The sequence below is a fragment of the Enterobacter sp. GER_MD16_1505_Eko_090 genome (genome assembly GCF_003331015.1).
GTDB lineage: Bacteria > Pseudomonadota > Gammaproteobacteria > Enterobacterales > Enterobacteriaceae > Enterobacter > Enterobacter roggenkampii.
The window spans coordinates 49,523-62,267 of the sequence record NZ_PUQF01000026.1 but is presented as its reverse complement, the minus strand read 5'-3'; the positions used below and the strand labels follow the sequence as shown (position 1 = coordinate 62,267).

The 12,745-nt window shown below is 50.4% G+C and carries 17 protein-coding genes, 1 tRNA gene and 2 pseudogenes; 11 read left to right on the top strand and 9 right to left on the bottom strand.

All coding sequences use genetic code 11. From position 1 onward, the window contains the following. The 7 genes and pseudogenes from C6A40_RS25355 to C6A40_RS25045 form a co-directional block, all read left to right on the top strand. A partial coding sequence (locus C6A40_RS25355) for a VENN motif pre-toxin domain-containing protein (RefSeq protein ID WP_239991065.1) occupies positions 1 to 1,209 on the top strand: 1,209 nt, incomplete at its 5' end. Continuing rightward, entirely contained in the window at positions 1,184 to 1,471 is a 288-nt protein-coding gene (locus tag C6A40_RS22640) for a hypothetical protein (protein ID WP_045337177.1), read from the top strand. The genes C6A40_RS25355 and C6A40_RS22640, both read left to right, overlap by 26 nt. Positions 1,472 to 1,655: 184 nt before the next feature. Further along, positions 1,656 to 2,303: pseudogene (locus C6A40_RS25140) on the top strand (CdiA family toxin C-terminal domain-containing protein); the annotation flags it as partial. 10 nt (positions 2,304 to 2,313) lie between these two features. After that, on the top strand, positions 2,314 to 2,676 hold the full coding sequence (gene cdiI, locus C6A40_RS22630) for a ribonuclease toxin immunity protein CdiI (RefSeq protein ID WP_071946186.1): 363 nt from the start codon (positions 2,314 to 2,316) through the stop codon (positions 2,674 to 2,676). A gap of 196 nt (positions 2,677 to 2,872) precedes the next feature. Further along, entirely contained in the window at positions 2,873 to 3,073 is a 201-nt protein-coding gene (locus tag C6A40_RS22625; RefSeq protein WP_072050949.1) for a hypothetical protein, read from the top strand. 124 nt (positions 3,074 to 3,197) lie between these two features. Further along, positions 3,198 to 3,494: a hypothetical protein gene (locus tag C6A40_RS22620; protein WP_186436506.1), complete on the top strand. Its 297-nt coding sequence runs from the start codon at positions 3,198 to 3,200 to the stop codon at positions 3,492 to 3,494. Positions 3,495 to 3,841: 347 nt separating this feature from the next. After that, positions 3,842 to 3,997 carry a hypothetical protein gene (locus C6A40_RS25045; RefSeq protein ID WP_158409079.1) on the top strand — a complete coding sequence of 52 codons (156 nt, stop codon included), beginning with the start codon at positions 3,842 to 3,844 and terminating at the stop codon, positions 3,995 to 3,997. Between the two features lie 113 nt (positions 3,998 to 4,110). Here the strand turns inward: C6A40_RS25045 and C6A40_RS22610 are convergent, their stop codons facing one another. From C6A40_RS22610 to C6A40_RS22595, 4 genes are all read right to left on the bottom strand, one after another. Continuing rightward, complete coding sequence (locus C6A40_RS22610; RefSeq protein ID WP_045337173.1) at positions 4,111 to 5,199, bottom strand: AAA family ATPase; 1,089 nt, start codon at positions 5,197 to 5,199, stop codon at positions 4,111 to 4,113. Between the two features lie 145 nt (positions 5,200 to 5,344). Further along, positions 5,345 to 6,304, bottom strand: coding sequence for a YbgA family protein (locus C6A40_RS22605; RefSeq protein ID WP_032675710.1), 960 nt, complete (start codon positions 6,302 to 6,304; stop codon positions 5,345 to 5,347). A gap of 102 nt (positions 6,305 to 6,406) precedes the next feature. After that, the gene (gene uraH / locus C6A40_RS22600) at positions 6,407 to 6,817 is read right to left on the bottom strand and encodes a hydroxyisourate hydrolase (RefSeq protein WP_008500117.1); all 411 of its coding nucleotides are present in this window, start codon (positions 6,815 to 6,817) and stop codon (positions 6,407 to 6,409) included. Between the two features lie 99 nt (positions 6,818 to 6,916). After that, complete coding sequence (locus C6A40_RS22595) at positions 6,917 to 7,642, bottom strand: MerR family transcriptional regulator (protein ID WP_008500116.1); 726 nt, start codon at positions 7,640 to 7,642, stop codon at positions 6,917 to 6,919. A gap of 117 nt (positions 7,643 to 7,759) precedes the next feature. On the opposite strand from C6A40_RS22595, the gene C6A40_RS22590 reads away from it, so the two are divergent. From C6A40_RS22590 to C6A40_RS22580, 3 genes are all read left to right on the top strand, one after another. Further along, positions 7,760 to 8,284, top strand: a complete 525-nt coding sequence (locus C6A40_RS22590; protein WP_008500115.1) for a lipocalin family protein — start codon at positions 7,760 to 7,762, stop codon at positions 8,282 to 8,284. Positions 8,285 to 8,362: 78 nt separating this feature from the next. Next, entirely contained in the window at positions 8,363 to 9,409 is a 1,047-nt protein-coding gene (locus C6A40_RS22585) for a class I SAM-dependent methyltransferase (RefSeq protein WP_045337171.1), read from the top strand. Between the two features lie 66 nt (positions 9,410 to 9,475). Next, the gene (locus tag C6A40_RS22580) at positions 9,476 to 9,913 is read left to right on the top strand and encodes an acetyltransferase (protein ID WP_045337169.1); all 438 of its coding nucleotides are present in this window, start codon (positions 9,476 to 9,478) and stop codon (positions 9,911 to 9,913) included. A 29-nt stretch (positions 9,914 to 9,942) separates the two neighbouring features. Here C6A40_RS22580 and C6A40_RS22575 read toward each other — a convergent pair whose 3' ends face one another. The 3 genes from C6A40_RS22575 to C6A40_RS22565 all read right to left on the bottom strand — a co-directional run bounded on the left by C6A40_RS22575 (position 9,943) and on the right by C6A40_RS22565 (position 11,374). Then, positions 9,943 to 10,242, bottom strand: a complete 300-nt coding sequence (locus C6A40_RS22575; RefSeq protein ID WP_045337168.1) for a helix-turn-helix domain-containing protein — start codon at positions 10,240 to 10,242, stop codon at positions 9,943 to 9,945. Beyond that, a complete protein-coding gene (locus C6A40_RS22570; RefSeq protein WP_114191417.1) occupies positions 10,239 to 10,604 on the bottom strand; it encodes a type II toxin-antitoxin system RelE/ParE family toxin in 366 nt (121 codons plus the stop codon). Before C6A40_RS22570 ends, C6A40_RS22575 begins: the two co-directional genes overlap by 4 nt. 428 nt (positions 10,605 to 11,032) lie before the next feature. Continuing rightward, positions 11,033 to 11,374 carry a SymE family type I addiction module toxin gene (locus C6A40_RS22565; RefSeq protein ID WP_045337166.1) on the bottom strand — a complete coding sequence of 114 codons (342 nt, stop codon included), beginning with the start codon at positions 11,372 to 11,374 and terminating at the stop codon, positions 11,033 to 11,035. Between the two features lie 91 nt (positions 11,375 to 11,465). On the opposite strand from C6A40_RS22565, the pseudogene C6A40_RS25515 reads away from it, so the two are divergent. Continuing rightward, positions 11,466 to 11,653, top strand: a pseudogene (locus C6A40_RS25515) (hypothetical protein). Positions 11,654 to 11,658: 5 nt separating this feature from the next. Here the strand turns inward: C6A40_RS25515 and C6A40_RS22560 are convergent. Together C6A40_RS22560 and C6A40_RS22555 are read right to left on the bottom strand one after the other, a co-directional pair. Further along, positions 11,659 to 12,285 carry a DUF6680 family protein gene (locus C6A40_RS22560; protein ID WP_052686642.1) on the bottom strand — a complete coding sequence of 209 codons (627 nt, stop codon included), beginning with the start codon at positions 12,283 to 12,285 and terminating at the stop codon, positions 11,659 to 11,661. Between the two features lie 79 nt (positions 12,286 to 12,364). Continuing rightward, positions 12,365 to 12,459 (bottom strand) — tRNA-Sec (locus C6A40_RS22555). Between the last annotated feature and the right edge of the window lie 286 nt (positions 12,460 to 12,745).

Here is a 12,745-nt window from a genome sequence, read left to right as displayed (position 1 = left end):
GATCTTAAGGGACGCGTGCTGGCCCATGCGGTTGTCAACGCCGCACTTGCAGCCGCTTCCGGCAGAGATGCGGCGTCGGCCGCAGCCGGTGCAGCGGTGGGTGAGCTTGTTGGCAAAATTGCGGTAGACAAGCTGGCCGGTAAGATTGCGGTTGACGGTTTTGGCAAACAGGTCAGCGAACTGAGCGAGGAAGAAAAACAGACGGTATCTGCGCTGGCGACACTGGCTTCTGGCCTGGCTGGCGGGCTTGTCGGAGACAGCAGTGCGAACGCGGTAGCGGCGGCTCAGGCGGGCAAGACGACGGCTGAGAATAACTCGATGGCCGGGGATAAAGGCCGGGAGTCGCTTAAAGAGAGCAAGGAATGGTGGAAGGACCAGATCAGGGACAAGCTGGGTAAGAACACCGTTTCCCAGATTGCGAATGGTCTGGTCAATGTTGCTGCTGAAACCGGCGACTTAGCCGTGCTGGGCGGCGATACAGCGTTTGATATGGTAGCAGCGTTAACCGCCTGTGCGACAGGGGATAGCTACTGTAGCCAGGCGCAGAGTGATATTGCGAAGAAAGATGCAGCAGCAGCGAAAGTACTGGATAGCATCATGAATGGTGATGCGTGGGAAGGCATCAAGACGACTGTTGTGAAAGCCTGGAATGGTGACCAGAAAGCGCTGGAGAATGTTGCAGGGGTATTATCTGGCGCTTTGATACCGGCGAAGCTTCTTCCTTCAGGAAGCTCGACGGCAAAAGTTATTGTTAAGCCCGTTGCACCCAAGGGCGGAGCCGGTGGAAACTGGAATGTGCTGGATGAAATAGTCGATCCAAATGTGGTGAAACAATCAACGCCAACGGGTTGTGGCGGTGCTTGCGGTGAAATGATGCTGAAAGATAGGAATATCTTTGTTGATCAAACTCAAATAGGTACTGGACTGAAAAGCCCTGAACAGTTAGCTAGAGATTTGGCTAAAAATAGTGGAAGTAGCTGGAGTGGAGGATTTGTTGGTTTTGAAGCCTATGATGCTTTGAACAAAACAGGTTCATGGAGTGCAATGATGTGGGATCAGGGTAGCAAAATTGGGCATTGGGTTGTTGTTAAGGGTACAGATAGTAAAGGAAATGTATCTATCTATGATCCGTGGAAAGGAACCAGTTATAAAATGACAGATAAAGAGTTTAAAGGAACCTGGAATGGAAACGCCGTCTTCAACCAGTAATTCATTATATATAAATGATATTTTATATTCGGAAGAGGATAGGAAAGTCATTTTGTATTTTAACTGCATTGATAATAAAGAAATTTTCTCAGCAGAAGTGAAAAAAGTTGGGGAGATAAAGGTGGTCAGTTCTGACGAGTTGCACTCGTTCTTAATGAAGTTTATGCCTTATGAATCTTCAATTTTTAATAAGTTGCATAAAATAATATGGGATTACATTGAAGGCAGGAAAGTAACCTTCCCGATCCAATTAGTTCCCTGAATAGCAGTAAGATCTCGGCCACATCGCCGGGTATGTTATTACAACCAGTCGTGGGGATTATCCTGTGATCGCTTGCTAGGAAATATTTTGGTCAACTAGCAAAATACACATCAGGACAAAACGTTCTTGTGCCGGAAGTACAGCAGGCGAAACAAATTGTAAGCCACTGAAATAAAATGAAAAATCATGTGTATCGCAGCAATGTGCACCGGAACGAGTTGTTGAGAATAACTATCTTAGCAACCAACAACGTTCTGAGCGGGATAAAGAGTTTGATTCCTGTAAAGGTAACACCTCATGTCAGTTGAAAGTCGGTGCTAAATGGGATGCTATTGATATCGGGCAGGAGGCCGCCTACGGGGCTGGTATGCTGGTTGGTGTTCCTCAGAGGATTAGTTATCCCGTCGAGAGTATATCGAAAGCCGTCACAAATCCTGCCGCCACTTATGATACGATTAAGCAATTAATCACGAGCGACGACATGTTCAGTACGATGTCGGATGCCGTTAAAAAATATGGCGTAAAAATCGTAAGCGAGAAACCTACAAATGTTAAAGGTATTTCTTAAGTTGAATACTTAGTTCCTACCAAAGATCGCGCGGGGAATTTAACTGGAGAATATAAACCAAGTCCAGTAAAGAAAACTATCTATGATCCGAAAATATATACTGGCAAAGTAATGTTAGATCTTGGGCAAGAGGCTGTAATGAAAGGGTAAAGAGATGCAATGCGCAATGGCCAGTCAGCATATGATGCTACAGCTGGCGGGTTGAATTTTAGAGTTTATCTCGATAAAAATACAGGTCGAGTCACAAACTTTCATCCCAAATAGGATTAAATGAATGAAATTTTTATTTGATTTACCTTATATAAAATCAGACCCTTACGTGGTTATAAAAACTTACTTTGACCTCATGTATAATGATGGTGTTTTCTTGATATCTATTGAAAGTATTATTAAAAAGCATTCATTTATGAGAGATGGGGCTTACTGCTTCTTTCCTGATATGGAAAGTTATGACGAAAGTGAACATTTTGAAGGTGTTGAATTTGCTGTTGGTTATCCTCCCTCTGAAGCAGATACTACTATCGTTAGTGAAGAAATCTGCTATCACTACGTACGACTTGCAAGTGAAAAGTATTTGCGGCTTCACCCGGGAGATACGGAAAAGGTAAATAGCTTACTTGCTCGGCTACCTGTGTGAGTACAAATCCTGCCAACTGTCCGCGGGATTTTTTTGCCCTGCATTTTTCACTTCCAGACAAGATGTGTTTTTGGAGTACCGCCGTCCGCGACGGTACTCCAAAACGGCCAGGTCACGCAATCCTAAAGTATCAGATGGTGGAACCGCTTTTAGGCCTGTAAACGGTAGGGCGTACTTCGATAATTTGAGGTGATGAATGGATGTAATATCTCTTGCTGGGAAACAAGCTCAATTAACCATTGATGAAAATGAATTATTGATCCTGAATTCAGTTTTAAATGAAATCTGTAATGGTATCTCTGTTCCTGAATTTGAAACCAGGATTGGGGCTTCTAAAGAAGATGTCTGTGCCTTACTTAATGATATAGGCCAAACTTTAGACAATATGATGGCTTGAGAAGATCCCGGCTCCTGCGGCGTTTTTTTGTTCCGCAATGCTGTTTGGAAATATCTGAACTCATCCCGGCAGGCTATTTTACGATAGCCTGCTTCTCACTGACCAGCCCCCCGTTGATGCCATTATGCTGGGAATGGCATCTGCCGCAACTACGGGGAAAGGCTGGAAAGTATCAGCTGCAATCAATATTGGGACTGCGCTTGGCAGTGCGATTAAAAGGGAAGACCCGAATAACACAATGATAAGTCGTGGATTTGGAAGTGCGGCTGGTAGTTTAGGAGGAAAAGTTTTTGGTTCATTGTCTCCAGTAGCTGATCAAGTTACAAAGGATGTTATTGGTGCAGTTACAGGTTCTACTGCTTTTGAATTTCCAGGAAAAGTGGTAAAAGATGAATTAGACAAACGGGAGAAGAAGCAATGAGTGTCTTCAATAAGGTTGGTATCTTTTGGCTCCTTTTCTTAGTTGTGTACTGTACAGTTCTAGTCACTATTGTTCTTTTCGTATGCCAGTTCGGAGTGTCAACAATTTTTTATTTTAACGATGGTGAATACCTTTTTTCATGGAAAAAGGCATTACATATCGCATTAATAAAAGGAAGTATTACAGGATTAATATTAGGTGTAGGGGTGTGGTTGAAAAATAAACTACATGAGTATCGCCGGAAAAATAATCGCTGAGGATAGCTCACTGAGCGACTTGCTGGATGAAGTATCTCACTGCAAAACTGCCCGGCAGATGGCGCAAGAGCGTGTCGAAGCAGAAAACGAATGAGTTTTATAAGAAAAAACTGTGCCGTTTTAGAAGCACACAGTGCGCTTGATTATCTCGCCACTGTTATCTGGATTATAACGGGTGCAGATGATGTTGTTGGCAAAATAATCAAGGGTGCAGGAAAACTCAATTTCAAAAGTTTAAGTGGATGACAATTAAAGTCGAAAAATGAACCGCTCACCAGCAATCGTCGTCGGATAGAATTGTTATCGAGAATAGTTAGCATGAGTGAGATGCGAAAAAACAGCCTCCGTACCCATTGAGACTACCCCAGCCTCTCCACCCGCGTCTCCCCCTCCGTCATCGACAGCTGATACAGCGAAAACGATCGCTGCTTCTCAATCAACGTCGCCAGCTCCGGCGAGTGGCTGGTGAGCCAGATCTGCGAGTAGCGGCTGGCCTCGGCGATTAAGCTCGCCAGGGCGGGCAGCATCTGCGGGTGCAGGCTGTTTTCCGGTTCGTTCAACGCGATAAACGCCGGTGGGCGCGGGCTGAGCAGCGCTACCGCAAGGCACAGAAAGCGCAGGGTGCCGTCGGAGAACTCCGCCGGTTCCAGCGGTCTGTTCAGCCCCTCACGCTGCATCATCATGCGAAAACGTCCGCCGGTGTTGTCGCTGTAAAACACGCAGCCGGGGAAGGCCTGGTCAAGGATGCGCATCAGCAGCAGCTCGTCACCAATCTCGACGATGGTCTGAAACGCGGCCGCCAGGTTGGCGCCGTCGCTGGCCAGCACCGGGGAGCGGAAACCGACCTGCGGGGCGCGCATCGCCGAGCCGATTGATACAGAAAACTCATGATAAAAGCGCCAGTTACGCAGGGACTCGCGCATCTGCGACACTTCCGGGTAAAGGTGCGGTTCGCCGAGCTGTCCGAATACCGATTCGTTCTCGTACAGCGTGCCGCTGTGGGTCACCTTCTCGTGATGCACGTTGTTCAGAAACACCGCCTGGTTCTTACGCTTCATCAGCTGTGACGAAGGTCGACGGTGCTGGCCGCTCAGCCAGATGGACTCCTCTTTGATCACCGGGTCGAGCTGAAACTGCGAGGGATAGGGCAGCTTCTCCACAAACCCGACCTGCAGCTCGTATTCGTAGCTCTCTGTTTCCACCGCGAGGTTCATCCGCCGCAGCTGGTCGCTACGGGTTTTACCTGCCCAGAACACCTTCAGAATGCCGCCCTCGTTCGCCAGCGCCTGGGAAAACTGCCCCTGCGCGGCGCTGTGCATCAGGTGTATCGCCTTGTAGATATTCGATTTTCCGGTCCCGTTCGGCCCGAAGACGATATTGAGCTGCTCCAGCTCCAGCGACATCTCGCGGATGGAGCGGTAGTTTTGAATGTGCAGGGTGTGGATCACAGGCAGGCCCCTTTCGCAGAATAAGCCTGTATATAATCACAGTCTTTGAGATGAAATGCAAAAAAGAGACGACAGTGAGGATGTCGTCTAAACGGGGTACTGCTTTGGGCCTCTACGGGTCAATGGGGCCTTCGCATTTTTTTCATCACTTGACTGCCAGACGCAGACCCAAATCATCAGGATAGGGATCAAAGTAGTTTTGCGTCATCAGATACCGGTCGGGGTATTCGGCCAGGTAGTGCTTCAGCAGCGTGATCGGGGCGAGGATAGGCAACTGTCCGTTGCGATAGTGCAGGATCACGTCGCGCAGTTCGCCGCGCTGGCGGGTGTTCAGCTGGTTACGAAAATACCCCTGAATATGCATCAGCACGTTGGTGTGATTCTTACGCGAAGCGGGTTTTTTCAGGATGGTCATCAGCTTTTCCCGGTACGCCACGAAGAAAGCGTCCAGGTCTTCCCACTCGTGCAGCGAGGCAACGAACGGGCCGATTTCACGGTAACCCGCCTGATGGTGCGCCAGCAGCTGGAGTTTGTAACGGCTGTGGAAGTCCAGCAGCGCGCGGCGCGTGAGGCCATTTTTACGCAGCGTGTTCAGTTCGTGCAGGGCAAAAACACGTTCGACAAAGTTTTCCCGCAGCACCGGATCGTGCAGACGTCCGTCCTCTTCCACGGGCAGCCACGGCCAGGTTTCAAGGAGGGCGGCGGTGAACAGCCCGACCCCCTCCTTGCGGCCCCGGTTGCCGTTTTCATCATACAGCCGCACGCGTTCCATGCCGCAGCTTGGGGATTTAGCGCAGACGATAAACCCGGCGAGATCGCCGATTTTCGGCAAAAAATCTGCCGTAAAGTCCGCCATTTTCTGCGTAACGTCTTCGTGAGGCGCATGGCTAAAGCGCATCTGCGTTTCACCGCTGGTGGTCAAAATCAAACGCAGCGCAGGGCGAGGCGTCGGCAGGCCGATGGCCATTTCCGGACAGACGGGCCTGAAGTTCACCCACTGGGCCAGCTCATCCATGACGAAGCTCATACGCTTGTGTCCGCCGTCAAAGCGAACGGCGGATCCGGTCAAACATCCGCTAATACCGAGCACAGGTTTCGTTGTCATGGTGTGGTCCTCCCGTTCATATAATTAAAACTTACACAACATGACTAATTTGTCCAAGTATTCGCGGAACTATTTTTTTTATTCCTTTAGAATCAATGCGTCTTAGCTGCCCTTATAGGTCGAGTAACCGTACTGGCTCAGCAGAAGCGGGATGTGCAGCTTCTCGTTGGTGCGCGTCACGGTAAACAGCACCGGGATCTCCGGGAAGAAGGAGTCCAGCTTTTTGCCGTGGAAGTACTCAGCGGTTTTGAAGGTCACTTTATACACGCCAGGCTGCATGTCCTGATCCTGCGGATAAAGCGATTTGATGCGTCCGTCATGGTCGGTTTTACCGCTGGCAATCGGGGTCCATTTGTCCTGCTGCTGCTTCTCCAGCGTAACGCTCACGTCTGATGGCGGCATCCCGGTTTGCTGGTCGAGAATGTGGACGCTCAGCGTACCGGCAGGGGCGCTAAAGGCGGCGGGGGCAAAGGCCATTGAGGCCAGGATCAGCAGAGGGGCAGTTTTTTTCATGGTGTTTTCCTGTGGAGTTATTCGTCACAGGAAAACGTTAGCATTTGCGGCGCGGGAAAATATTCAACTTTTCGTGAAGATTCCCGCAGGAGAAAATGATCAGAGGATAATCACTTCAAGCGATACCTGCTGCTGCCACTGCTCCACCTGCTTTTTCCGCCCGGCGGTGAGTTTACCGCTGGTGACCAGCAGCCATTTTCGCTCCGGGAAAATGTCCGGAGCCAGGGCGTCTGGCGGAACTGGCAGAATGTCGATGCGGTGGCCCTGCCCGGTGCGCGTTAGGGCTTCGAGCCAGATCTCGCACGGGTCGTTCAGGTGCCAGCCGCTAAGCAGAATGTTATCGCCCGGTGCTTTTTTATCGCCTTCGAGGCAAAACGAGGTATAGGCGATGATGATGCCGTCGAGGATCGCGCGCAGGGTCATGGCGGCGGCCACGTTAGCCGAGACCTGGCGGCGCAGCGGGCGCAGCACGTTCGCGACCAGCTCCGGCCTTGGGTATTCGCGCCCGGCGTCGTAAATCATCTGGCGCAGGGACTCGACTTTGCCGTCCTGCAGGCGTTGCAGCATGTTCTGCTGCAGGGTTTGCCAGTTGTTGGTTCGGCCCGGCGTCGGGCGTTCCAGCAGCGGTTTGACCTGGCCGATCGGGACGCCTTTTTTTACCCAGTCGAGGATTTTGAGCGCCTGCTGGACGTCCTCATCGCTGTACTGGCGATGGCCGCCTTCCGTGCGCTGTGGCTTGAGTAAACCATAGCGACGCTGCCACGCCCGCAGGGTGGTGGCGGTGATGCCGCTGAGTCTGGCGAATTCGCCGATGGAGTAAGCCATGTCCGTGTCCAGAGTGGAGGAATACTCTCAATATACTACGAATTTTCCCGAAGGGGATGAAGCGCCGAAACGGTGCACTACACTTAACATCCAACCGTGCAAATGAAAGGAATTCTCATGAAGCTATGGCCTGTTGTGACCGGTGTTGCGATTGCTTTGACGCTGGTCGCCTGTAAATCCCCCACGCCGCCGAAAGGCGTGCAGCCTATTACCAACTTCGAAGCCAGCCGCTATCTCGGCAAATGGTACGAAGTCGCCCGTCTGGAAAACCGCTTCGAACGCGGGCTGGAGCAGGTGACGGCGACCTACGGCAAGCGCAGCGACGGCGGCATCAGCGTGCTTAACCGGGGTTACGATCCGGTGAAGAACAAGTGGAATGAGAGCGAAGGCAAAGCGTACTTTACCGGCGAGCCGACCACGGCCGCGCTGAAGGTGTCGTTCTTCGGCCCGTTCTACGGCGGGTATAACGTGATCAGACTCGACGATAAGTACCAGTATGCGCTGGTCAGCGGCCCGAACCGCGACTATCTGTGGATCCTGTCACGCACGCCGACCATCCCGGATGCGGTGAAGCAGGATTACCTGAACACCGCGCGCAGTCTGGGCTTCCGGGTTGACCAGCTGGTGTGGGTGAAACAATAAAAATCGTGCTTTCTTCCTGGGGCATTACTGGCACGCCTGGATAGACTTCCGTTAAAAGCCTAACGGAGGGAAGACGACATGAACTGGCAGCCTTTTCGCGGCGATGCACCGGAAAATATGACGATTTTCAGCGCGTCATTTCCCGACGTCAGCGACCAGTGGCCGATGAAAGACGATGCTGCTCGTGAGATCGCCTCCCTTGACCGCGCCCTGAAAGCCGAGCCAGCGCTCCGGCCGCCGAGGGTGGAATACGACGAAGGGGGGCAGGCCGTGCTTGTTCCGCAGAACCGCTATTCCGAACAGGCTTTCCGCAACCGTCCGGCGCTCACCGCGTGGCGCACCCGGCTGGTCCCCTCCGCGCTGGCGCTGTTTGTGGTGCAAAACCCGCTGGAGGACCGCCTGCCCGACGGCACAAAAATGGACAGCGACAGCCGCCAGTGGTTTATCCACGCTAACGATGCGATTGGCGTGCGCTCCCGCGCCCGGGTGCTGGCCGCGCTGGTGGATAAGTACATTCGCAATGCGAGCGAGAACAACTGGGTCAGCCTGGCGAGCGGTGCCGCCATTCCGGTGCTGGAGGCGTTGCGCGAAGCAAAGCTCGACGGTCAGCAGGTCTATCTCACCCTGGTGGACAAAGACCCGGTTGCGCTGAGCTGGGCGGAAACCATGGCGGCGCAGGAAGGCATTGTGGTGGGCGAACAGCTGACGCTGCTCAGGCGCAACCTGCTCCATACGCTGGTGCGTAACGAGGACCTGCTGCTGGAGCTGGGCGAGCATCAGGCCGAACTGGTCGACGCGCTGGGGATTTTCGAATATTTCAATGATACCGACGCGGTGATTTTTCTCCAGCGCGCGCTGCGGCTGGTCAAGCCCGGCGGCGCGGTGATTGTGTCGAACATGCTCACCAGCAGCCCGCAGATTGACTTTGTGCTGCGGGGTATCGGCTGGGAGGATATTCACCCGAGGTCGTTACAGCAGCTGCAGGACATCCACCTCGCGGCGGGCGTGCCGGTGGAAAACGTCACCGTGGTGGTGCCGAAGGACGGGGTGTATGCGGTGATGGAGATCAGGGTAGGGGATGAAAAATCGCACGGTCAGTTCCCTCTCCCTGTGGGAGAGGGTTAGGGTGAGGGGGAGCAGGCCGCATAGCGTGATTTGCATTAGTAGAATTTTCCAATCATGATCTCCCCCATGAAAATTGAAACCGCACTCCCCACACACTTCGAGCGTCTGGTCGCGATCTGGGAATCCTCCGTCCGCGCCACCCATCACTTTTTACAGGAAAGCGATATTGCGGCGCTGCGCCCGCTATTGCTCAACGCGTATTTGCCAAACCTCACCGTCGTGATGGCCCGCGATGACGCAGGCGTTATTCACGGCTTTTTAGGCGTGGATGAAAACCGCATTGAAATGCTGTTTGTTGACGATGCGAGCCGGGGGAAGGGCGTCGGGAAATTGCTGTTGAAATACGCCATCGCAGCGTTCGGCGCGAACGAAGTGGACGTGAACGAGCAGAACCCGCAGGGCGTCGCGTTTTATCGCCATATGGGGTTTGAGCAGGTCGGACGCTCGGAACTGGACGGGCAGGGGAATCCGTTTCCGTTGTTACATATGCGGTTGGCTAAGTGAATATTCACTTAACGCAGGAATCACGCTTGTTAGATATGAAATGCAACGCGTTTTCCTGTGGGAAGTTCAACGTCGATACAGAGTTTCCCACCCATTGCCTCGATGTAACGCTTAAGCGTGGCAATTTTTAGTTCATTTCCACGTTGCTCTATCTGAGTTACTGCGGGCTGGCTCACCCCCATCAGGTCAGCAACTTTTTTTTGCGAAAGCATGAGCTCTTCGCGTAAAAGTTGCAGACCCGTTTCGAGGATCATTTCCTCTGCCATTTCTTTAATACGTTGTTGGCTTTCCGGTGAACGTGACGCAATCACTTCATTTAAGGTTTTCACTTGGCTGCCTCTTGGCTTGTCAGATGAAGGGAAAATTCGGCATCTGCGATGCGAATCATTTTTTCATAAAAGGTTTTGTCGTTACTCTTATCGCCCGCGCAAAGCACAATGGCCTGACGTACAGGATCAAATGCGAAGAAAGCACGAACAGGACGACCAGCATATTGAATACGTAATTCTTTCATATGCTTATACCGTGAGCCTTTAACCGTATCTGCATAGGGACGAGGAAGACGTGGCCCATAGTGTTGCAGATTTAGCAGGTCTGCCAGTACCTTATCCTGTAATCCTTCTTCTTGTTCAAACAACCACTGCTCGAATACCTTTCCGAACCGAACCGAACCGAACCGAACCGTCCACATGCTTTCGTCCATGATAAGCTGTAGCTTATAAAAAGAATATAAGCTGTAGTTAATAAATGCAATGGCAGTCATCGACAGCCAGGCTGTTAGTGGCAGGAGTATGACAAAGAGGGGATTTCAAACGGATTTTGCAATTAAGAAATTGCGAGGTGCTTTCCAGCGTTTTTTCATTCATGCTGGAGAGTGAGGCTGGCGTTCGTTCGTGACGAACCTTTTGATCTGGTATTACTGGGGCGTTTGAGGGTTCCTGGTGGAACTGGGCGCCTCGGGAGAGCGGTACCCGTTATGGTTAACTATCTTTCTGGAAACCTGATGTTTCCCTTCAGGCGAACTATCCGGGATTTCCGGATAGTAGAATGTTAATCATTTTCTCCTGCCGGATAATGGATGACATCATTATCAGTAATGCCGCCTCCATATTCTCAACGTTAAGCTCGGTGGTTTGTGCTCACGTTTGCGAGCCGCTTTCCAGGACGTGGAGTTTGAATCGCCGCAAGTGCGTCCTCTATCTCAATGAGCTTTGCTTTCGTCCGTTTATAATCATCCTGCAATCTCTGCTCCTGCTCGTTATACGCCACCAGAACGATGCATCCTTTCATGACTTTTATCGTGACCTGCTGCCCGGTATCAAAACCAGCCGCGCGCAGCCATTTGCCGGAAAGGGAGATTTTCGGCGTGGATTTGTCGAAAACATTCGGGCGGTATCCCACAATTAATGAACGCTCGGTTCCGGATTGGTCGGTGTCTGGGGTAGAATGTGAATCAGCCATAATCAACTCCTTGATAATTGGTGAGGTTAGACGCTCCGGTTGTGTTCCCGCACATCGGGGCGTTGCAAATACAGGAGGTTTAGGTGGCCTTATGTCAATTATATCGCGCGAAAAAAAACAAAAGGCGGCGGGCTGTCTCCGCAGTTTAAGATGCGTATTGATCCGGCATTGAAGGAGCAGTTGGATGCTGTGGCGGCTGAGGAAGGGGGGCTCGCCAGTTGGTTGAAAGAACTGGCGAGTGAGGCGTTACGAGCTAAAGGTATTTCACCAAAAGCATGAACATATCAGTGTGATTCTTTATTGAAATCATTTGTTTTTTTAGAAACGACCTCATCATCCGGATTGGCCTTATTCAGGGGGGCATTAGTAATAAACATCGGTAAGGCCGTATCGCCAGAGAAAACTTTTTCTAAACCCTTTAAGATATTTGCTTGTGTTGTTTCTAAATCGCCATGAGCAATTGGCCTATAACAGTCTCTTTGTAATTGTACTTTATCAAAATCATAACTCATTGCTTGAGAAAGAGCGTAGAGTAAGTCAGTAAAGAGATCATCGGATTTAGATATCCAAATGTTAATATCAGGGTAGTCTTGTATTTTATTTAGATGGCTGTTATAACTTTTCCAGGCATGAGTGACAGTTTGTTCTTTCTTGGTTTGATATCTTATTTTTATTATTGGGATTTTTCTTCCATAAAATTCTATATCGATCATATTCAATGCTTGTACATGTTCTCTATGCAATCTTTGAGCTCTGGTAGACATTAGCGTTCTAAAAATAGATAAGCGGCTTTGTTTTCTTTCTCTAAATTGCTCTAATGTTTTTTGTATTTGAACAGCAAGAACAGGACCTATTATAACTGCTGCTGTCATAATTATATCTTTTGATTCCATGCCAAATAATATGTTCATATAACACTTCCCGAGTGATAGTTATAGAAATATTATATGCTTTAAGAATGGATAGTTTAAAATTTAATTATAAGAATTTTGGCGGAAGATCACAGGAGTCGAACCTGCCCGGGAACGCTGGCGTCCCCAACTGGATTTGAAGTCCAGTCACCTCACCGGAGATGACGATCTTCCGCGCCTGCATTGCTACATGGAGGCGGGGCGCATTATAGCTACTTTCAGGCATTTACCACATACCCCACACCACTTTTTTCACCTCTCTTTTGACCTGTACCCCCCTGTTTCAGTTAATTCTTAAGAAAATCCTCAGGTTAGCCTTTCGTGCTCTCCAGTATTTACCGCGATCACAAAAAACAAGAAACGTAATCTGCTAACCAGAAAACGCAATACCCCCATCTGAAACAATGGGTTAAAACCAATGCAACCGGTCTCAGCGCCCCCTACAGCGTGAAGGATAAAA